This window comes from Inquilinus sp. OTU3971, from assembly GCF_038440215.1.
The window spans coordinates 1-17,908 of record NZ_JASATH010000170.1 but is presented as its reverse complement, the minus strand read 5'-3'; the positions used below and the strand labels follow the sequence as shown (position 1 = coordinate 17,908).

The following is a 17,908-nucleotide window of genomic DNA, read 5'->3' as shown; positions in this document are numbered from 1 at the left end:
GGGCGGCGACGGTGAGCGGAAGGCGTGGAGACCGATGGTCTGCTATTACAGGATGAACTTGCTCAGATCGGCGTTCCTGGTCAGGGCGCCGACCTTGTCATGGACATAGGCGGCGTCGATCCGCACCGTCTCGCCGGAGCGGTCGGAGGCAGTGAAGCTGACCTCGTCCAAAAGGCGCTCCAGCACCGTGTGCAGCCGCCGGGCGCCGATGTTCTCGACCGCGCGGTTGACCTCCGCCGCCAGATCGGCCAGCGTGTCGATCGCGTCCTCGGTGAAGTCCAGCGTCACCTCTTCGGTGCCCAGCAGCGCCGTGTACTGCTTGACCAGGCTGTGCTCCGGCTCGGTCAGGATGCGGCGGAAATCGTCGCGGGTCAGGGCCTGCAGCTCGACCCGGATCGGCAGGCGGCCCTGCAGCTCCGGCAGCAGATCCGACGGCTTGGCTAGCTGGAACGCGCCCGAGGCGATGAACAGGATGTAGTCGGTGCGCACCGTGCCGTATTTGGTCGCCACCTGGGTGCCTTCGATCAGCGGCAGCAGGTCGCGCTGCACGCCCTCGCGGCTGACATCGGCGCCGCCGCGTTCCGACCGCGCCGTGATCTTGTCGATCTCGTCGAGGAAGACGATGCCGTGCTGCTCGACCAGATGGATCGCCTCGGCCGTCACCTTCTCCTGGTCCAAGAGCTTGTCCGATTCCTCGGCCAGCAGCACGGCGTGGCTCTCCACCACGGTCATGCGGCGGGGCTTGGTGCGGTTGCCGAAGGCCTTGCCGAACATGTCGTTGAGGTTGAGCATCCCCATCTGGGCGCCCGGCATGCCCGGAATGTCGAAGGTCGGCAGCCCGCCGCCGGTGTCGGCGACCTGGATCTCGATCTCGCGGTCGTTGAGCTGGCCCTCGCGCAGCATCTTGCGGAACTTCTGCCGGGTCTCGGCCGAGGCGCTGTCGCCCACCAGCGCGTCCAGCACCCGCTCCTCGGCGCGGATCTCGGCCTTGGCCGCGACCTCCTTGCGCAGCGTTTCGCGGGTCATCTTGATCGCGATCTCCAGCAGGTCGCGGATGATCTGCTCGACATCGCGGCCGACATAGCCGACCTCGGTGAACTTGGTCGCCTCGACCTTCAGGAACGGGGCGTTGGCCAGCTTCGCTAGGCGGCGCGCGATCTCGGTCTTGCCGACGCCGGTCGGCCCGATCATCAGGATGTTCTTCGGCAGCACCTCCTCGCGCAGCGCCTCGGGCAGCTGCTGGCGGCGCCAGCGGTTGCGCAGGGCGATGGCGACGGCGCGCTTGGCGTCGTGCTGGCCGACGATGAAGCGGTCGAGCTCGGAAACGATCTCGCGCGGGCTGAAATTGGCGGTGTCGGTCATTTCGGGTCCTTCGCGGCCTCGGGTCGGTCGGCGGGGGCCGCGATCACAGGCTTTCCAGAGTGACGTTGTGGTTGGTGTAGATGCAGATGTCGCCGGCGATCTTCATCGCCTTGCGCGCCACCGTCTCGGCATCCAGCTCCGCATTCTCCATCAGGGCGCGGGCAGCTGCCAGGGCGAAGGGCCCGCCGGAGCCGATGCCGATCAGCCCGTCATCGGGCTCCAGCACGTCGCCGGTGCCGGTCAGGATCAGCGAGACCTGGCGGTCGCACACCGCCATCATCGCCTCCAGCCGGCGCAGATAGCGGTCGGTGCGCCAGTCCTTGGCCAGCTCGACGCAGGCGCGGGCCAGCTGCCCCGGATGCTTCTCCAGCTTGGCCTCCAGCCGCTCGAACAGGGCCATGGCATCGGCCGTCGCCCCGGCGAAGCCGGCGATGACGCTGCCGTCGCCCAGGCGCCGGACCTTGCGGGCGGTGCCCTTCATCACGGTGTTGCCGGCGGTCACCTGACCATCGCCGGCGATGACGACATGGCCGTTCTTGCGCACGGCGAGGATGGTGGTGCCGTGCCAGGCGGCACTCTCGGAAGACGACATGCGGGAATCCGGAAACGCTGGGGTTGTGACGGGCCGTCCGGCCCGCACCGCCTAGATTGGGCCATCCGGCGGGGGGATCAAGTCTTGCGGACCGTTCCCACGGGGATCACGGTCGGTGGGCGTTCGTGAGTCCAGCCGTGCTTCGCGGCGATCCTGGCAAACACTTCGTCTGCCGGACACACGCGGCCTTCTCGCGCGGCGGCAAGGCCTTCCTCTATGCGCTGCACCCGCCATGCCTTGGCGGTGCGGATCGTGATCGCCTCGGCAGGCCGGGTCTGGCGCATCCATCATTCCCTGTGCTCTCTCGCAATCATAGAATGAGGGGCTGCTCAGCGAAAAGACGCGAACCGGCAGCCACGCCAGCCTTCCCCGCGCGTCGCCTGCAGGCCCTCTGCTTTCCGGGCATGGCTCGGCGGCTGGCGATGCACCGGGCTTCCTGTTAAGACACCAAGCCATGGACGGAACCGCCTCCACCCCAGCCACCGCCGCGCCAGCCCGCTCGGCCACTGTCGACCGCGCCACCCGCGAGACGCGGATCAGCGCCACGGTCGATCTCGACGGCACCGGCCGCTCCGACATCCAGACCGGTGTCGGCTTCCTCGACCATATGCTGGACCAGCTGGCCCGGCACGGCCTGTTCGACCTGACGGTCCGGGCCGAGGGCGACCTCCATATCGACTTCCACCACACCACCGAGGATGTCGGCATCACCCTCGGCCAGGCCTTCGCCAAGGCGCTGGGCGACCGCCGCGGCATCCAGCGCTACGGCGAGGCGCATGTGCCGATGGACGAGGCGCTGTCCCGCGTCGCCATCGACATCTCGGCCCGGCCCTATCTGGTGTGGGACGTCCGGTTCAGCCGCGACAAGCTGGGCGAGATGGATACCGAGCTGTTCCGCGAGTGGTTCCACGCCTTCGCCCAGAACGCCGGGCTGACGCTGCACGTCGCCAACCTGTACGGCGAGAACAACCACCACATCGTCGAAAGCTGCTTCAAGGCACTGGCCCGCGCGCTGCGCGCCGCCACCGCCATCGACAGCCGCCGCCCGGACGCCGTGCCATCGACCAAGGGCACGCTCGGCGGCTCCCTCTAGCTCCGGGGATTCCATCATGGCCATCGCCGTGATCGACTACGGCTCCGGCAATCTCCGCTCGGCGGCCAAGGCGCTGGAACGCGCCGCGGCGGAGCGCGGGACGGCGCAGGAGATCATCGTCACCGCCGATGCCGAGGTGGTGCGCCGGGCCGACCGGCTGGTGCTGCCGGGCGTCGGCGCCTTCGGCGACTGCAGCCAGGCCCTCGGCACGATACCGGGCCTGCGCGAGGTGCTGGACGAACGGGTGAAGCAGGCCGGAGTGCCATTCCTCGGCATCTGCGTCGGCATGCAGGTGATGGCCGGCGTCGGCCACGAGCATGGCGACTTCCTCGGCCTCGACTGGATCCATGGCGCGGTGGTGCCGCTGGCCCCGGCCGATCCCGACCTGGTGGTGCCGCAGATGGGCTGGAACACCCTGGCCGTGGGGGAGGCGCATCCGGTGCTGGACGGGCTGGACGGGCTGGACGTCTATTTCGCCCATTCCTACGTCATGGTGCCGGCCGACCCGGCCGAGGTGCTGGCGACGGTCGATTACGGCGGGCCGCAGACCGCCGCGGTGGGTTGCGACAACTGGATCGGCGTGCAGTTCCACCCGGAGAAGAGCCAGGCGGCCGGGCTGAGGCTGCTCGGCAATTTCGTGACCTGGACGCCATGAGCGAAGCGACTGCCTCGGCGCCGGCGGTGTCGGTCGGCCGGCTCGACCGGGTCCGCAGCAGCGACCTGCACGATCTGTGCGACGCGGCCGAGCTCGCCATCCTCGAGGGCGGCGGCTTCGGCTGGGTCAAGCCGCCGCCGCGCGAGACCATGGAGCGCTACTGGGGCGGCGTCGTGGCAATGCCGGGCCGGCATCTGTTCGTCGGCCGGCTCGACGAGGTGATCGCCGGCGCCATCCAGCTGGTTGAGCCGCCGGCGAACAACGAGGCGCAGTCCTTCGCCGCCGGGCTGACCGGGATCTTCGTCGCGCCCTGGGCCCGCGGCCACGGCCTGGCCCGGATGCTGGCCGAGGCGGCGGAGGCCGAGGCGCGCGCCCGCGGCTACCGCCTGCTGACCCTCGACGTGCGTGAGACCCAGACCGCGGCGATTCACCTGTTTGAGAGCTTGGGATTCGTGCGCTGGGCGACGAACCCGTATTATGCCCGTGTGAACGGTCGCCTGATCGGCGGCTGCTACTTCCACAAACCACTGATCCCGCTGTCCGAGGCGGGGCTGGACCCGACGCCATGATCCTCTATCCGGCCATCGATCTGAAGGACGGCCACTGCGTCCGTCTCGTCCGCGGCGAGATGAGCGAAGCCACCGTGTTCAACCTGGACCCCGCGGAGCAGGCCAAGGCCTTCGCCGAGCAAGGGTTCAGCTGGATCCATGTGGTCGATCTGAACGGCGCCATCGCCGGCCATCCGGTGAATGCCGAGGCGATCGGCGGCATCCTCAAGGCCACTTCGCTGCCGGTGCAGCTGGGCGGCGGCATCCGCGACCTGGAGCGGATCGAGTTCTGGCTCGAGCGCGGCGTCGCCCGGGTGGTGCTGGGCACGGTCGCGGTGCGCGACCCGGAGCTGGTGCGCGAGGCCTGCCGCCGCTGGCCTGGCCGGATCGCCGTCGGCATCGACGCGCGGGAAGGCTTCGTGGCGATCGAAGGCTGGGTCAAGACCTCCACCGTCAAGGCGCTGGACCTGGCGCTGCGCTTCGAGGATTCGGGCGTCGCCGCGATCATCTACACCGACATCAACCGCGACGGCGCCATGGGCGGGCTGAATGTCGAGGCCACGGCCGACCTGGCCTTCGCCCTGACCACGCCGGTGATCGCCTCGGGCGGCGCCTCCTCGCTCGACGACCTGCGGGTGATCAAGCGCGAGGAGAAGTCGGGCATCGCCGGGGTGATCTGCGGCCGCGCCCTCTATGACGGCCGGATCGACCCGAAGCAGGCGCTGGCCATCCTGTCCGGCCCGGTGCCGGTGGAGGCGTAAGCCATGCTCAAGGTCCGGGTCATCCCCTGCCTCGACGTCAAGGACGGCCGGGTGGTCAAGGGTGTCAACTTCGAGAACCTGATCGATGCCGGGGACCCGGTGGAGCAGGCCCGGCACTATGACCGCGAGGGCGCGGACGAGCTGGTCTATCTCGACATCGCGGCAACCCACGAGAATCGCGGCGTGCTGTTCGACGTGGTCCGCCGCACCGCCGAGCAGGTGTTCATGCCGCTGACCGTCGGCGGCGGCGTGCGCAGCGTCGACGACGTGCGGGCCCTGCTGCTTGCCGGGGCCGACAAGGTGTCGATCAACTCCGCCGCCGTGGCCCGGCCGGAGCTGGTGTCCGAGGCGGCGGTGAAGTTCGGCCGGCAATGCGTGGTGGTGGCGATCGACGCCAAGCAGGTCTCGCCCGGCCAGTGGGAGATCTTCACCCATGGCGGCCGCAAGGGCACCGGCATCGACGCGGTCGACTGGGCCGACCGGATGGCCCAGGCCGGCGCCGGCGAGTTGCTGGTAACCTCGATGGACCGCGACGGCACCAAGGAAGGCTTCGACATCGGGCTGCTGCAGCGGATCCGGCAGGTGGTCGGCATCCCGATCATCGCCTCGGGCGGGGTCGGCACGCTCGACCATCTCGCCGACGGGGCGCTGTCCGGCGGCGCCACCGGCCTCCTCGCCGCCTCGATCTTCCATTTCGGTACCTATTCGATCGCCCAGGCCAAGCAGCATCTGGCCGCGGCCGGGCTGCCGGTGCGGATGGCGGCATGAGCGCGGGGCCGCAGATCGACGCCCGGGTGCTGGACCGGCTGGCGGCCGTGATCCGGTCGCGGCGCGGCACCGATCCCGCCTCCAGCTACACCGCCAAGCTGTTCGCTCGCGGCCGGCCGAAGATCGCCCAGAAGCTGGGGGAGGAGGCGGTCGAGACGGTGATCGAGGCGATACGCGACGACCCCGACGCCATCGCCGCCGAAAGCGCCGACCTGCTCTACCATCTGCTGGTGCTGTGGGCCGATGCCGGGGTAGCGCCGGAGACGGTCTGGACAGTGCTGGAGGCGCGGGAAGGCACCAGCGGCATCGCCGAGAAGGCGGCGCGGCCGACGGAGTGACCGCCCCCGCCCGTGCGGGAGAGGCCGGCCGGGACCGCGACATCACGTCGCCGCCGGCATGACAACCGTCGCTGGCTGGCGGCTGAATTTCGCCGCGATTCAGCGGCATGTGTCATCATCAGCGCAGATCGAGGACGACCGATGGCCTATGATCCGAACAACGTCTTCGCCCGCATCCTGCGCGGCGAGCTGCCGTGCAGGAAGGTCTATGAGGACGACCACGTCCTGGCCTTCCACGACATCGGTCCAAAGGCGCCGGTGCATGTGCTGGTCATTCCCAAGGGCGCCTATGTCTCGATGGATGATTTCTCGGAGCGCGCCAGCGATGCCGAGGTCGCGGCCCTGACCCGGGCGGTCGGCCGGATCGCCCGCGACCTCGGCCTGGCCGCGCCCGGCTACCGCATCCTGTCGAACATCGGCGGCGACGGGCACCAGGAGGTGCCGCATCTGCACATCCACATCTTCGGCGGCCGGCCGCTCGGCCGCATGCTGGATCCCGCCATCGCCCCATGACCCTGCCGGTCTCCGCCGAGGCCTCGGCGCCGGCCAGCCGCTCCGGCAGGTCGCGCCGACGCACCGTCACCCTGGCCCGGACGCTCGCAGTCGCCATCGGCGGCCTGGTGGCGATCGCGGTCGCGGCGGTGCTCGCGATCTACTGGACCACGGCGGCGCGCACCACCTTCGACCTCTTGACCAACCAGGCCGAGATCGGCGTGGCCTCGGTCGAGGCGCAGCTGCGCCAGCATCTCGAGCCGGTGTCGAACGAGCTCGGCAGCCTCGCCCTGCTGCTGCAGCAGGGGCGGCTCGACGCCGGCAACATGGACCAGTTCTCGACCATGCTGACCGGCGCGCTGGCCGCCTCGCCGCAGGTGCGCTCGATCGCCTATCTGACCGACGACCTGCGCATCCGCGGCGTCACCCACCAGCAGGACGGCAACTACGAGACGTTCGACGAGCAGAACGAGGCCGAGCAGAGCCGCGAGGCGCTGGCCGAGGCGGCCGGCAAGGTCGACGCCTATTGGGGCGAGATCCTGTATCTGCGCGACGGGCCGCACGCCACGGTGATGAATCTGCGCCAGCCGGTGCGGCGCGATGGCCGGCTGGTCGGTGTGCTGTTCGCGGTGGTCACGGTGCAGGACCTGTCGAGGTTCCTGGCGCGGGTGTCCAGCGACCCGTCGCAGGTGCCCTTCATCCTCTATGGCGAGGACCGAGTGCTGGCCCATCCGCGCATGGCTACAGATCCGCCGCCGGCCTCGGTGGAGGAGCCGCTGCCGCGGCTCGACCAGGTTGGCGACCCGCTGCTCGCCTCGCTGTGGACCAAGGGCTCGCCGGTCACCGTGCGCAACCCGCGGGTGCGGATCCGTGAGGTCCAGATCGGCGACCAGGACGAGATCTTCCTGTACCGCACCATCTACGGCTTCGGCCCGACCCAGCTGATCCTCGGCATCCATGTGCCGGGCGACGCGATCGGCGCCGAGGTCTGGCGGGTGATCCGCGCCGGCCTGGCCGGCCTGGCGGTGATGGTGCTGGCGATCATCGTCGGCGTCTTCGTCGGCCGCATGATCGCCCGCCCGGTCCGCGCCTTCTCCGACCAGGCGCGGGCGGTGGGAACGCTGGAGTTCGGCCAGCTGAAGCCGCTGCCGGGCAGCGTGTTCAAGGAGCTGAACGAGGGCGCCCAGGCCTTCAACACCATGCTGGTCGGGCTGCGCTGGCTCGAGACCTATGTGCCGAAAAGCCTGGTCCGCCGCCTGATCACCAAGGGCGACGGCGAGGACGTGGTCTCGATCGAGCGCATCCTGACGGTGATGTTCACCGACATCGCCAATTTCAGCGGCGCGGCGGAGCGGCTGCCGGCGGCCCGGATCGCCGCCTATCTGAACGAGCATTTCGCCATGCTGGCGGGCTGCGTCGAGGCTGAGTCCGGCACCATCGACAAGTTCATCGGCGACTGCCTGATGGCGTTCTGGGGCGCACCGGAGAAGATGAAGGATCATGCGCCGCGGGCGGCCCGGGCGGCGCTGGCCATCGCCGCGGTGATGCAGGCCGAGAACGACCGCCGCGCCGCCGCCGGCCGGCCGCGGCTGCGGCTGCGCATCGGTCTGCACAGCGGCCCGGTGGTGGTCGGCAACATCGGCGCGCCGGGCCGCACCAACTACACCATCGTCGGCGACACGGTGAACATCGGCAACCGGCTGGAGCAGCTGGGCAAGGTGCTGTCGCGCGACGAGGATACGACGATCCTGATCAGCGCCGAGACCGCGGCCCTGCTGGGGCCGGAATTCGAGATGAAGAGCCTGGGGCCGCGCCGCGTCCGCGGCCGCAACGGCGAGGTCGAGATCTTCCGCCTGGTCGGGATCAAGCAGATGGCCTGAGCCGCCCCGCTTCGCACCGCAATTCCGCCACCTTGGTCCCTCTGAATCGGCTCCAGCCAGGGAGGGGGAACAGCCATGTCATCCGATCGTGATCTGGGAATGGGCCGGCCGATCAGCCGGCGCGACTTTCTCGACGGTGTCGCCCTGACAGTGGGCGCAGCGGCGCTGGGCGGACCTCTGTCCCGCAGCGCCTTCGCCGCCGGGCCGGCTGCTTATCCGCCGAAGCTGACCGGCCTGCGCGGCCATCACGAAGGCTCCTACAACGTCATGCATTCGGTGCGCGACGGCACCTTCTGGGACAAGGCGGGGGCGCCGGAGGCGACCGGCGAGCGCTATGACCTGGTGGTGGTCGGCGGCGGCATCTCCGGCCTGGCGGCGGCGGTGCAGTACCGCAAGCAGGCCGGGGCGGGCGCCCGCATCCTGGTGCTCGAGAACCACGATGATTTCGGTGGGCATGCCAAGCGCAACGAATTCACCAGCGCCAGCGGCCGCATGATCCTCGGCTATGGCGGGTCGCAGTCGCTGCAGACGCCCAGCTACTTCAGCCCGGCGGTGAATGCGCTGCTGGCCGATATCGGGGTCGAGCCGAAGCGGTTCGAACAGTATTACGACCAGGGCTGGGCCGAGACTCGCGGCCTCGGCCGCGCCGTGTTCTTCCCGAAGGAGGTGTTCGGCGCCGACGCGCTGGTGAAGGAGGCCGACACCGCCGCCGACTGGGTGCCGCAGTCGCCGCTGACCGACAAGGCGAAGCAGGACCTGATCGCCCTGATCGATTCGCCGGCCGACTACCTGCCCGGCCTGTCGCGGGCGGAGAAGCTGGACCGGCTGTCGAAGACCACCTATGCGCAGTTCCTGACCGATCTGGTGAAGGCCGACCCGCAGCTGGTCGCCTATTTCCAGAGCTCGACCGAGGCCTATTTCGGGGCCGGCATCGACGCGGTCACCTGCGTCGACGCCTGGGCCAACGGCAATCCCGGCTTCGACGGCATGGACCTGGGCGACGAGGTCTACCCGACCATGAGCCCCAGCGGCCGCCTGGCCCGCACCGACCCGGACGAGTACATCTACCACTTCCCGGACGGCAATGCCGGGGTGGCCCGGGCGCTGGTGCGATCGCTGATCCCGGCAGCCATCCCCGGCAGCACCATGGAGGATCTGGTCCTCGCCCAGGCCGATTACGGCAAGCTGGATGTCGACGGCCAGCCGGCGCGGATCCGGCTGGGTTCGACCGTGGTCCGGGTGAAGCACCAGGGTGATCCGGCCTCGGCCAAGGCGGTGGATATCTCCTACGTCCAGGACGGCAAGTTGCGCACGGTTCAGGCCGGCCATGTGGTGCTGGCCTGCTGGCACCGGGTGATCCCGTTCCTGACCGACGAGCTGACCGAGGCGCAGGTGACGGCGCTGCAGGACCAGCAGAAGGTGCCGCTGATCTACACCAATGTGCTGATCCGCAACTGGACCGCCTTCGCCAAGCTCGGCATCGACGGCTTCGAGGCGCCGGGCCACTTCTGGTCGGGGGCGGAGATCGACTTCCCGGTCAGCATGGGCGGCTACAGCTTCGCCGACAAGCCGGAGGACCCGGTGCTGCTGCATCTCAGCAAGGTGCCGCTGCAGCCGGGGCTGTCGTCGCGCGAGCAGTCCCTGTCCGGGCGCCTCCAGCTGACCCAGCTGACCTTCGAGACGATGGAGCGCGAGATCCGCGACCTGCTGGGCCGGGCGCTGTCGGGCGGCGGCTTCGACCCGGCCCGCGACATCGAGGCGATCACCGCGAACCGGTGGTCGCACGGCTACGCCTATGAATACATGCGGCCCTGGGACGCGTTCTGGCCGGACGGGCCGCTGCCGATCGTGGCGGCGCGCAAGCCGTGGGGCCGGATCGCGATCGCCAATGCCGATTCCGGTGCCTATGCCTATGTCCACTCGGCGATCGATCAGGCCACAAGGGCGGTGCGCGAGCTGCTGGGCACGCCCGACGGCGCCCCGGCCTTCGCCGACTTCCCCGGCCCGCCGCGGGACAAGCTGGGGCTGCTCTAGTCTACGAGGCCACACGCCGCGGCGCCGGCGGTTCGGCTGACGCCGGCGCCCTGCGGCCGCGCGCGTTGACCAGGACCACCCCGGCGATGGCGACCGCCCCGCCCAGCAGGGTCGGCGGTCCCGGCAGCTCGCCCAGCAGCGGCAGGGCGATCGCGGTCGCGACCGGCGGCACGAGGTAGAGGAAGTTGGTCGCCCGCGCCGCGCCGAAATGGCCCAGCGCATAGGTCCAGGTGGCATAGCCGATGGCCGCCGGCAGCACGCCGAGCCCGATCACCGTGGCGATGGTCGTCGCGCCGAGGCCCGGCATCTCACCGATCGCTTCGGGCAGCCAGGGCGACAGCCACAGCGCGCCGGCCAGCAGCGTCCAGGCGGTACAGGCCAGGGCGCCGTGCCGCGCCACCAGCGGCTTCTGCAGCACGACATAGCACGCCATGCACAGCGCCGAGCCCAGCTCCAGGCTGGCGCCGGCGCCGAAGGCCAGGCCGCCGGGCTGGGCCGAAGCGATCAGGGCGATGCCGGCGAAGCTGACCAGCGTGCCGGCCCAGCCGCGGGCGCCGAAGCGCTCGCCCAGTACCAGCCGGGCCAGCAGCGCCGTCAGGATCGGCGCGGTGTTGACGATGAAGCTGGCGGCCCCGGCCGCGACGCTGCGCTGCCCGGTGTTCAGCAGGATGTTGTAGGCGGCGATGCCGATCAGCCCGCACAGGGCGAAGCGCAGCAGGTCGGGCAAGGCCGGCCGCGCCGGCCGGCGCCAGGCCAGCCAGGCCAGCACCAGCAGCGCCGCCACCGCGAAGCGGGCGGCCGCCAGCGGCACCGGCTGCAGCTCCCTCAGCGCCAAGCGGATCGCCGGGAAGGCCGACGCCCAGGACAGGATGGTGACGGCCACGGCGACATAGGCCCGCGGGGCGCGGCTGGACACGGATGCACCTCGGTTCGACGCAGGACCTCCGTTCTGGCACCGGCCGTGCCGTTGACATACGGCACCGATCGAGCACGAGCTGTGCTTATGGATCACAGCTCGGCACCTGGGCGCCCGCCGCTCGACAGCCTCGACACCGTCTGCGTCGTCGCCCGGCACGATTCCTTCAGCGCCGCCGCCGAGGCGCTGGGGCTGACCCATGGCGCGGTCAGCCGGCGCGTCGCCGCGGTCGAGGCTTGGCTCGGCACAGCCCTGTTCGAGCGCCACGGCCGCGGCGTCCGCCTGACCCCGGAGGGGCAGCGCTTCGTGTCGCGGGTCGAGGCGGCGTTCCGGGTGATCGACGAGGCCGCGGTGCGCTGGCGCCGCCGGCGCGGGCCGGAGGTGGTGCGGATCAGCGTGGTGCCGGGCTTCGCCAAGCTCTGGCTGTTCGAGCGGCTGGCGGCGCTGGAGCAGGGCGATCCGGCGCTGCGGATCGAGATCGCGGTCGAGGACCGCAACGCCGATGTCGAAGGCGGTGAGGTCGACCTGTCGGTGCGCTACGGCGCCGGCAGCTGGCCCGGCGTCCAGGCCGTCCGCCTGCTGCCGGAGCGGCTGTATCCGGTGGCCCATGCCGAACTGGCGCGGCGGGTCGGCCCGTCACCGGACGGGCTGCTGCAGGCGCCGTTGCTGCATGATTCCGACCTGAGCGGCTGGCGCGCCTGGTTCGCATCCTGCGGCATCGCGCTGAAGCCGCGGCCGCAGGACCGGCGCTTCGAGGATTACACGCTGGTCCTGGCGGCGGCGGAGGCCGGGCTGGGCATCGCCCTGGCCCGGTCACCCTTCTCCGACCGCGCGATCCGGGTGGGCGGCCTGGTGCGGCTCGGCGAGCTTGAGGTCCCGAGCCCCCTCACCTACCACCTGCTGACCCGCACCGGCGGCGCCCGGCCGGCCGTCGCTGCGCTGGTTGCGCGGATGATGGCGCTGGCCGGGACGCTGTGATCTACCCCGCGCGCACCGCCTGCAGCAGGCTCGTCGTCGCGAAGCCGTCCGGGACCAGGCCCTTGGAGACCTGCCAGGCGCGGATCGCGCCGCGCGTCGCCGGCCCGATCAGCCCGTCCGGCGCGCCGCCGGTGGCGAAGCCCCGGGCCGCCAGCAGCGACTGCAGCTCCAGCACCTCGTTGCGTGACAGCGGCTGCTCGCCCCGCGGCCAAGTGCCGACGATCGGCCCGCCGCCGGCCAGCCGGTCGGACAGCGTGGCGACCGCGAGCGCGTAGTTGGTCGAGTTGTTGTACTTCATGATCACGCTGAAGTTCGGGCCGACCAGGAAGGCCGGGCCGCGGGCGCCGGCCGGGGTGATCACCGAGGCATCGCCCAGAGCCGGCAGGCTGCGGCCGGAGACCGGCTTCACCCCCAGCGCCGCCCATTGCGCCACCGGCCGCCTGGTGCTCAGCTCCGCCACCGAATAGTCGAAGCCGGGCGGCAGGGTGACCTCGACGCCCCAGGGCTGGCCGCGCTGCCAGCCCGACTGCGCCAGGTAGTTGGCGGTCGAGGCCATGACGTCGGGGATGCTGCCCCAGATGTCGCGGCGGCCGTCGCCGTCGGCATCGACGGCGGAGCTCAGGAACACCGTGGGCAGGAACTGGGTGTTGCCCATGGCGCCGGCCCAGGAGCCGAGCATGCGGTCGCGGCCGATGTCGCCCTGCTGCAGGATCTGCAGCGCGGCGAACAGCTGGTCCTTGGCCCAGTCCCGGCGGCGGCCCTCATAGCCGAGCGTGGCCAGGGCGTCGATCACCTCGGTGCTGCCGAAATTCTGGCCGTAATTGCTCTCGATGCCCCAGATCGCGGTGACGATCTCCTTCGGCACGCCGTAGCGCTGCTCCGCCGCGCTGGCGGTGGCGGACCATTGCGCCAGCATCGCCTGGCCGGCGCGGATGCGGTCGGCCGAGACCGAGCGGTCGAGATAGTCCCAGATGGCGCGGGTGAACTCGGCCTGCGACCGGTCGGAATCGATCACGTTCGGCAGGAACTGCACGGTGTCGAAGGCGGTGGCCAACGTCGCCTCGCTGATGCCGCGCGCCGCGGCCTCGGCCCGGAACGCCGCCACCCATTGCGGGAAGCCTTGCGCCTCGGTCTGGGCCGGGAAGGCGGCTGAGGCGCCGGGCGTCGGGGTCGGCACCACCGGCTGGCCCTGGCCCGAGCTCTGGCAGGCGGCCAGCAGCATCACCCCGGCCAGCACCGCCATCCGCGTGGTCATCGACATGGCCCTCTCCGCAAATCCGAATCAGTCGGTGGAACGTCGCGGCAAAGTGCCCCGAGATCAAGGCCGGAAGGCGGCACGGCCGCCGCAAACGCCTCGCGGCGGTCACCCCTGCGGCGCGCCGGGGAAGGCGTCGAGCGGGATCTTCAGGTAGCGCCGGCCGTTCGCCTCGGGCTCGGGCAGGCGGCCGCCGCGGATGTTCACCTGCAGCGCGGCCAGCATCAGCGCCGGCAGCGGCAGCGTCCGGTCGCGGTCCTGGCGCAGCGCCACGAACTCCGCCTCCGACACCGCGGCGACATGGATGTTGCGCTCCCTCTGGTCGGCGACAGTGCTCTGCCAGCGCGGCTCGCGCCCGTCCGGCTGGTAGTCGTGGCCGGTAAAGAGGCGGGTCTCGTCCGGCAAAGCCAGGATGCGCTGGATCGAGGCCCAGAGCTGGCGGGCGTCGGCGCCGGGGAAATCGGCCCGCGCCGTGCCGCCATCGGGCATGAACAGGGTGTCGTGGATGAAGGCGGCGTCGCCGACGAGATAGGTGATCGAGGCCATGGTATGGCCCGGGCAGAACATGACCCTGGCCTCCAGCGACCCGATGCGGAACCGGTCGCCGTCGCCGAACAGCCGGTCCCAGCCCGAGCCGTCGGTCGGCTGGTCCGGCAGGTTGTAGATCTCCCGCCACAATGCCTGGACGCCGGCGACCTTCTCGCCGATCGCCGTCGACGCGCCGGTCTTCGCCTTCAGATAGGCCGCCGCCGAGAAGTGGTCGGCATGCGGATGGGTGTCGAGGATCCAGGCGACCCGCAGCCCCGCCCGCGCGACACGGTCGAGGATCAGGTCGGCGTTGCGGGTAGAGACGGTGCCGGATTTCAGGTCGAAGTCCAGCACCGGGTCGATGATCGCGCAGTCGCCGGTCCCGGGGTCGGCGACGACGTACTGCACGCTGCCGGTTCGCGGGTCGAAGATGGCGTGGACGGTGGCTTCCCCCGCAGGCACGGCTCCGATGGGTTGGGCGGCATCGTTCATGGGGCGCTGCCGGGTCAGTCCCTGGGCTGGGCGACGGTGCGGAGATAGGGTTTCAGCGTCTTGAAGCCGGCCGGGAACTTCTGCTTGGCCTCCTCATCGGAGACCGAGGTGACGATGATGACGTCCTCGCCGTTCTTCCAGTCGGCCGGCGTCGCCACCTTGTGCTTGGCGGTCAGCTGCAGCGAATCGATCACCCGCAGCACCTCGTCGAAGTTGCGGCCGGTGGTCATCGGGTAGGAGATCACCAGCTTGATTTTCTTGTCCGGCCCGACGACGTAGACGTTGCGCACCGTCTGGTTGTTGACCGCGGTGCGGCCTTGCGAGGTTGCCCCAGAATCGGCCGGCAGCATGCCGTAGAGCTTGGAGACCACCAGCTCGGAATCGCCGATCACCGGGAAGTTCGGGGCGGCGCCCTGGGTCTCCTTGATGTCCTGGGCCCAGCGCTCGTGATCGCCGACCGGATCGACGCTGAGGCCGATCACCTTGACGTTGCGCTTGTCGAATTCCGGCTTCAGCTTGGCCACGGCGCCGAGCTCGGTGGTGCACACCGGGGTGAAGTCCTTGGGGTGGGAGAACAGCACGCCCCAGGACGAGCCGAGCCAGTCGTGGAAGCGGATCCGCCCCTCGGTGGTCTCGACTTCGAAATCGGGCGCGTCCTCACCAATCGCGAGCGGTCCGGCCATTTCACCCTCCATCACGACAAATCGTCTGCCCGAGGCCTTCGGGAGACCAGAATATCAGCCTGAAAGGAAATCGCGACTGCATGGCTTCAGGCTATGGCGAACACATTTCAATAGTAACAGACAAAAATGCGATCATCGATCCCGAACAGCGCCGCAGTATTTTGTAAACATTACCGGCAGCGGATCGTCCAATATTCCGTTAAACACGCGAAGCGTATCGCCTATCAAAACCAAGAACAGCGCCGACATGCAGTTTGTCTAGCTGGCTGGAACGACGGAGAGTCCGGAATGGGACGGGATACCGCAACGGCCGGACAAGACGGGACCCCGGGCCTGCGTCCCGGGCCTGGGGCTCTGGTTGGCGGATCGTATCCCTCATCGACAGGCACGCCTGGAATTTCAGCTGCGGGCGCGCAGCTCGGCCTGGGCGCGGCCGATGATGCCGGGGTAGCGCTTGTCCGGATACCAGGGCATCGCGGCGATCCGGTCGAAGCCGGGGATCGTTTCCATGTGCCGCAGCATGCGCCGGCGCATCTCCGCGTCGGGCAGGGGGCCGCGCAGGGCGGCGATGTTCTCGGCGGCGTGGTCCGGGTCGGCAGTCGCCGGCAGGGCGCAGGTCACGGCCGGGTGCGAGATCACCCATTTCAGGAAATACGCCGCCCAGCTGCGGATGCCGAGCTCAGCGGCGAAATCGGGCAGCGTCCGGCCTTCGACGGCCTTGAACAGGCGCGCCTTCTCGAACGGCATGTTGATCAGGACGGCGGTGCCGCGGTCGGCGGCGGCGGGCAGCACCCGCTCCTCCGCGCGCCGGTTGAAGATCGAATAGTTGACCTGGACGAAATCGAGATCGCCCCGCTCGATCCAGCCGGCCAGCGGCTCCAGATATGCGCTCTCGTAGTGGGTGACGCCGAGAAGGCGGATCCGTCCCTCCTTCTTCCAGGCTCGCAGATACGGGACGATGAGGTCGACATTGACTAGGCTGTGGCACTGCATCAGGTCGATCCGGCCGCGCCACAGCCGGTCCTCCGACAGCCGCAGGCTGCGCAGGGCGTGGCTCTCATCGGCCAGGAAGTCGCCCGTCGCCCAGATCTTGTTGGCGATGAAGATCCGGTCGCCAATGCCGAGCGCGGTCGCGAAGTCCCCGACCGTGGTCTCCGCGGTGCCGTAGAGGGGCGAGGTGTCGACCACGCGGGCGCCGCCCTCCCAATATCGGCGCAGCACCTCGCGCAGATGATCGCGCGGCGCGCCCGGCAGGGTGTCGAAGGTGAGGAAGGTGCCGAGGCCGACGGCCGGCAGCACCTCGCCGGTGCGCGGCACGGTCCGGGTGATGATACCGGCTGCGGATTGCTGGGCGCGGACGGCCTGGGGGTTGAGCAGCGCCGGAGCCGCGGCGAGGAGGCCGAGCGCCCCCCGCATCAGGCCGCGCCGATCGGTGGGAAGGAATGGGTCTTGTCGCATCGCCGTGATCCGTTCCGGATGTGTACGACACGGACTCTAGCGGCCGGCCCCGCGCCAGACGCGCCGGATCCTGACCTGGCAGCGCCCGATCCTGACCCGATCCGCAGGCGGGATGCGTCGGCGCGGCACGCTGACACCCGACAGGACCGAGCCTATCCTCAGTGTGTCGGTCGAGACCGGAGCAGCGCATGGCATATGAGCGCAGGATCGAGCCGCGGGCCACCGGCTGGCGCAGCTTCGCCTGGGCCGGCGGCGTCTTCGACACGGCGCGCCGGCCTTACACCGAAGCGGTCGAGGGCACGATCCTGATCCCGCATCACCTGGTGCTCGTGACCCTGGCGGGCGGGGCGCGCCATCAGGAGGTGGTCTCGTCCTGCGGCCATCGCTATGTCGGCAGCGATCGGCTAGGCGCGGTGTCCTTCGTCCCGGCCGATTGCGAGCGCCGGCTGCGGCTGCGCGGCGTCGAGTCGGAATGGGCGTCGATCTCGCTCGACCCGGCGCTGCTGCAGGACGAGGTGTTCGACCCGGCCGGGCGCTCGCTGGACGGCGCCGCCTTCACCAACCAGGAGGCGCCGTTCCTGGCCGGCATGGTGGCGGAGGCCGCGCGTCTCGCCGCGGCGGAAGGCGGGCTGGACCGGACCTATGGCGAGGCGATGTCCTGGGCTCTGGCCCATCACCTCGTCCGGCGCTACGGCCACGCCGCGCCGGATGACGGCCCGCGCCGTTGGGCGCTGCCCCCCTGGCGCCTGCGCCGCATCGCCGACTATGTCGACGCCCATCTCGACGCCGAGATCCGGATCGCCGACCTCGCCGGTCTCGTCGGGCTGTCGCCCGGCCGGCTGCACCGGGCGTTCCGGGAAACGACGGGCCGGACGCCGCTCGCCTTCATCAATGAGAGGCGGATCCGTCTGGCCATGCGGCTGCTGGAGACGGACGGCGGCTCGATGGCCGAGATCGCGCTGCGCTGCGGCTTCGTCAGCCCGAGCCATTTCGCCCGCGTGTTCCGGGGCGTCGCCGGCATGACCCCGTCGCGCTATCGCGCGGTGAACGGCGCCGGACCGGCGGCCTAGGCACA

At 70.3% G+C, this 17,908-nt stretch carries 19 protein-coding genes; 11 read left to right on the top strand and 8 right to left on the bottom strand.

Annotated features, from left to right (window positions below; all coding sequences use genetic code 11):
- Nucleotides 1-45: 45 nt before the first annotated feature.
- The 3 genes from hslU to AAHM41_RS31130 all read right to left on the bottom strand — a co-directional run bounded on the left by hslU (nucleotide 46) and on the right by AAHM41_RS31130 (nucleotide 2,238).
- Nucleotides 46-1,362: an ATP-dependent protease ATPase subunit HslU gene (hslU, locus tag AAHM41_RS31140; RefSeq protein ID WP_342240519.1), complete on the bottom strand. Its 1,317-nt coding sequence runs from the start codon at nucleotides 1,360-1,362 to the stop codon at nucleotides 46-48.
- Between the two features lie 43 nt (nucleotides 1,363-1,405).
- The gene (gene hslV, locus AAHM41_RS31135) at nucleotides 1,406-1,954 is read right to left on the bottom strand and encodes an ATP-dependent protease subunit HslV (RefSeq protein WP_342240518.1); all 549 of its coding nucleotides are present in this window, start codon (nucleotides 1,952-1,954) and stop codon (nucleotides 1,406-1,408) included.
- Nucleotides 1,955-2,031: 77 nt separating this feature from the next.
- The gene (locus tag AAHM41_RS31130) at nucleotides 2,032-2,238 is read right to left on the bottom strand and encodes a hypothetical protein (protein ID WP_342240517.1); all 207 of its coding nucleotides are present in this window, start codon (nucleotides 2,236-2,238) and stop codon (nucleotides 2,032-2,034) included.
- A gap of 170 nt (nucleotides 2,239-2,408) precedes the next feature.
- On the opposite strand from AAHM41_RS31130, the gene hisB reads away from it, so the two are divergent.
- From hisB to AAHM41_RS31085, 9 genes are all read left to right on the top strand, one after another.
- Nucleotides 2,409-3,047 carry an imidazoleglycerol-phosphate dehydratase HisB gene (gene hisB / locus AAHM41_RS31125; RefSeq protein WP_342240516.1) on the top strand — a complete coding sequence of 213 codons (639 nt, stop codon included), beginning with the start codon at nucleotides 2,409-2,411 and terminating at the stop codon, nucleotides 3,045-3,047.
- 16 nt (nucleotides 3,048-3,063) lie between these two features.
- Nucleotides 3,064-3,702: an imidazole glycerol phosphate synthase subunit HisH gene (gene hisH, locus AAHM41_RS31120; RefSeq protein ID WP_342240515.1), complete on the top strand. Its 639-nt coding sequence runs from the start codon at nucleotides 3,064-3,066 to the stop codon at nucleotides 3,700-3,702.
- Complete coding sequence (locus AAHM41_RS31115; protein ID WP_342240514.1) at nucleotides 3,699-4,271, top strand: GNAT family N-acetyltransferase; 573 nt, start codon at nucleotides 3,699-3,701, stop codon at nucleotides 4,269-4,271. Before hisH ends, AAHM41_RS31115 begins: the two co-directional genes overlap by 4 nt.
- Nucleotides 4,268-5,011 carry a 1-(5-phosphoribosyl)-5-[(5-phosphoribosylamino)methylideneamino]imidazole-4-carboxamide isomerase gene (gene hisA / locus AAHM41_RS31110; protein ID WP_225770370.1) on the top strand — a complete coding sequence of 248 codons (744 nt, stop codon included), beginning with the start codon at nucleotides 4,268-4,270 and terminating at the stop codon, nucleotides 5,009-5,011. The genes AAHM41_RS31115 and hisA overlap by 4 nt, the downstream gene beginning before the upstream one ends.
- A gap of 3 nt (nucleotides 5,012-5,014) precedes the next feature.
- A complete protein-coding gene (gene hisF, locus AAHM41_RS31105) occupies nucleotides 5,015-5,779 on the top strand; it encodes an imidazole glycerol phosphate synthase subunit HisF (RefSeq protein WP_342240513.1) in 765 nt (254 codons plus the stop codon).
- The gene (locus AAHM41_RS31100; RefSeq protein WP_342240512.1) at nucleotides 5,776-6,117 is read left to right on the top strand and encodes a phosphoribosyl-ATP diphosphatase; all 342 of its coding nucleotides are present in this window, start codon (nucleotides 5,776-5,778) and stop codon (nucleotides 6,115-6,117) included. Before hisF ends, AAHM41_RS31100 begins: the two co-directional genes overlap by 4 nt.
- 141 nt (nucleotides 6,118-6,258) lie before the next feature.
- Nucleotides 6,259-6,630, top strand: a complete 372-nt coding sequence (locus tag AAHM41_RS31095) for a histidine triad nucleotide-binding protein (RefSeq protein ID WP_342240511.1) — start codon at nucleotides 6,259-6,261, stop codon at nucleotides 6,628-6,630.
- Complete coding sequence (locus AAHM41_RS31090) at nucleotides 6,627-8,489, top strand: adenylate/guanylate cyclase domain-containing protein (protein WP_342240510.1); 1,863 nt, start codon at nucleotides 6,627-6,629, stop codon at nucleotides 8,487-8,489. Before AAHM41_RS31095 ends, AAHM41_RS31090 begins: the two co-directional genes overlap by 4 nt.
- A gap of 75 nt (nucleotides 8,490-8,564) precedes the next feature.
- The gene (locus tag AAHM41_RS31085) at nucleotides 8,565-10,523 is read left to right on the top strand and encodes an FAD-dependent oxidoreductase (protein ID WP_342240509.1); all 1,959 of its coding nucleotides are present in this window, start codon (nucleotides 8,565-8,567) and stop codon (nucleotides 10,521-10,523) included.
- Between the two features lies 1 nt (nucleotide 10,524).
- Here AAHM41_RS31085 and AAHM41_RS31080 read toward each other — a convergent pair whose 3' ends face one another.
- Nucleotides 10,525-11,439 carry a DMT family transporter gene (locus AAHM41_RS31080; protein ID WP_342240508.1) on the bottom strand — a complete coding sequence of 305 codons (915 nt, stop codon included), beginning with the start codon at nucleotides 11,437-11,439 and terminating at the stop codon, nucleotides 10,525-10,527.
- Between the two features lie 87 nt (nucleotides 11,440-11,526).
- Between AAHM41_RS31080 and AAHM41_RS31075 the strand changes: the two genes are divergently transcribed.
- Entirely contained in the window at nucleotides 11,527-12,417 is an 891-nt protein-coding gene (locus tag AAHM41_RS31075; protein WP_342240507.1) for a LysR substrate-binding domain-containing protein, read from the top strand.
- A gap of 1 nt (nucleotide 12,418) precedes the next feature.
- Here the strand turns inward: AAHM41_RS31075 and AAHM41_RS31070 are convergent, their stop codons facing one another.
- The 4 genes from AAHM41_RS31070 to AAHM41_RS31055 form a co-directional block, all read right to left on the bottom strand.
- Nucleotides 12,419-13,678 (bottom strand): lytic murein transglycosylase, encoded by a 1,260-nt coding sequence (locus AAHM41_RS31070; protein ID WP_342240506.1) that lies wholly within the window; start codon nucleotides 13,676-13,678, stop codon nucleotides 12,419-12,421.
- Between the two features lie 102 nt (nucleotides 13,679-13,780).
- Nucleotides 13,781-14,692 carry an MBL fold metallo-hydrolase gene (locus tag AAHM41_RS31065; protein WP_342240505.1) on the bottom strand — a complete coding sequence of 304 codons (912 nt, stop codon included), beginning with the start codon at nucleotides 14,690-14,692 and terminating at the stop codon, nucleotides 13,781-13,783.
- 14 nt (nucleotides 14,693-14,706) lie between these two features.
- A complete protein-coding gene (locus AAHM41_RS31060) occupies nucleotides 14,707-15,375 on the bottom strand; it encodes a peroxiredoxin (protein WP_342240504.1) in 669 nt (222 codons plus the stop codon).
- A gap of 399 nt (nucleotides 15,376-15,774) precedes the next feature.
- Nucleotides 15,775-16,833 carry an aldo/keto reductase gene (locus AAHM41_RS31055; RefSeq protein WP_342240503.1) on the bottom strand — a complete coding sequence of 353 codons (1,059 nt, stop codon included), beginning with the start codon at nucleotides 16,831-16,833 and terminating at the stop codon, nucleotides 15,775-15,777.
- Between the two features lie 188 nt (nucleotides 16,834-17,021).
- On the opposite strand from AAHM41_RS31055, the gene AAHM41_RS31050 reads away from it, so the two are divergent.
- A complete protein-coding gene (locus tag AAHM41_RS31050) occupies nucleotides 17,022-17,903 on the top strand; it encodes a helix-turn-helix transcriptional regulator (protein ID WP_342240502.1) in 882 nt (293 codons plus the stop codon).
- Nucleotides 17,904-17,908: the final 5 nt, after the last annotated feature.

Bases quoted from the DNA above. Each gene is read 5' to 3' on its own strand.
- hslU (WP_342240519.1), bottom strand. From the start codon at position 1,362: ATGACCGACACCGCCAATTTCAGCCCGCGCGAGATCGTTTCCGAGCTC.
- hslV (WP_342240518.1), bottom strand. From the start codon at position 1,954: ATGTCGTCTTCCGAGAGTGCCGCCTGGCACGGCACCACCATCCTCGCC.
- AAHM41_RS31130 (WP_342240517.1), bottom strand. From the start codon at position 2,238: ATGCGCCAGACCCGGCCTGCCGAGGCGATCACGATCCGCACCGCCAAG.
- hisB (WP_342240516.1), top strand. From the start codon at position 2,409: ATGGACGGAACCGCCTCCACCCCAGCCACCGCCGCGCCAGCCCGCTCG.
- hisH (WP_342240515.1), top strand. From the start codon at position 3,064: ATGGCCATCGCCGTGATCGACTACGGCTCCGGCAATCTCCGCTCGGCG.
- AAHM41_RS31115 (WP_342240514.1), top strand. From the start codon at position 3,699: ATGAGCGAAGCGACTGCCTCGGCGCCGGCGGTGTCGGTCGGCCGGCTC.
- hisA (WP_225770370.1), top strand. From the start codon at position 4,268: ATGATCCTCTATCCGGCCATCGATCTGAAGGACGGCCACTGCGTCCGT.
- hisF (WP_342240513.1), top strand. From the start codon at position 5,015: ATGCTCAAGGTCCGGGTCATCCCCTGCCTCGACGTCAAGGACGGCCGG.
- AAHM41_RS31100 (WP_342240512.1), top strand. From the start codon at position 5,776: ATGAGCGCGGGGCCGCAGATCGACGCCCGGGTGCTGGACCGGCTGGCG.
- AAHM41_RS31095 (WP_342240511.1), top strand. From the start codon at position 6,259: ATGGCCTATGATCCGAACAACGTCTTCGCCCGCATCCTGCGCGGCGAG.
- AAHM41_RS31090 (WP_342240510.1), top strand. From the start codon at position 6,627: ATGACCCTGCCGGTCTCCGCCGAGGCCTCGGCGCCGGCCAGCCGCTCC.
- AAHM41_RS31085 (WP_342240509.1), top strand. From the start codon at position 8,565: ATGTCATCCGATCGTGATCTGGGAATGGGCCGGCCGATCAGCCGGCGC.
- AAHM41_RS31075 (WP_342240507.1), top strand. From the start codon at position 11,527: ATGGATCACAGCTCGGCACCTGGGCGCCCGCCGCTCGACAGCCTCGAC.
- AAHM41_RS31070 (WP_342240506.1), bottom strand. From the start codon at position 13,678: ATGTCGATGACCACGCGGATGGCGGTGCTGGCCGGGGTGATGCTGCTG.
- AAHM41_RS31065 (WP_342240505.1), bottom strand. From the start codon at position 14,692: ATGAACGATGCCGCCCAACCCATCGGAGCCGTGCCTGCGGGGGAAGCC.
- AAHM41_RS31060 (WP_342240504.1), bottom strand. From the start codon at position 15,375: ATGGCCGGACCGCTCGCGATTGGTGAGGACGCGCCCGATTTCGAAGTC.
- AAHM41_RS31055 (WP_342240503.1), bottom strand. From the start codon at position 16,833: ATGCGACAAGACCCATTCCTTCCCACCGATCGGCGCGGCCTGATGCGG.
- AAHM41_RS31050 (WP_342240502.1), top strand. From the start codon at position 17,022: ATGGCATATGAGCGCAGGATCGAGCCGCGGGCCACCGGCTGGCGCAGC.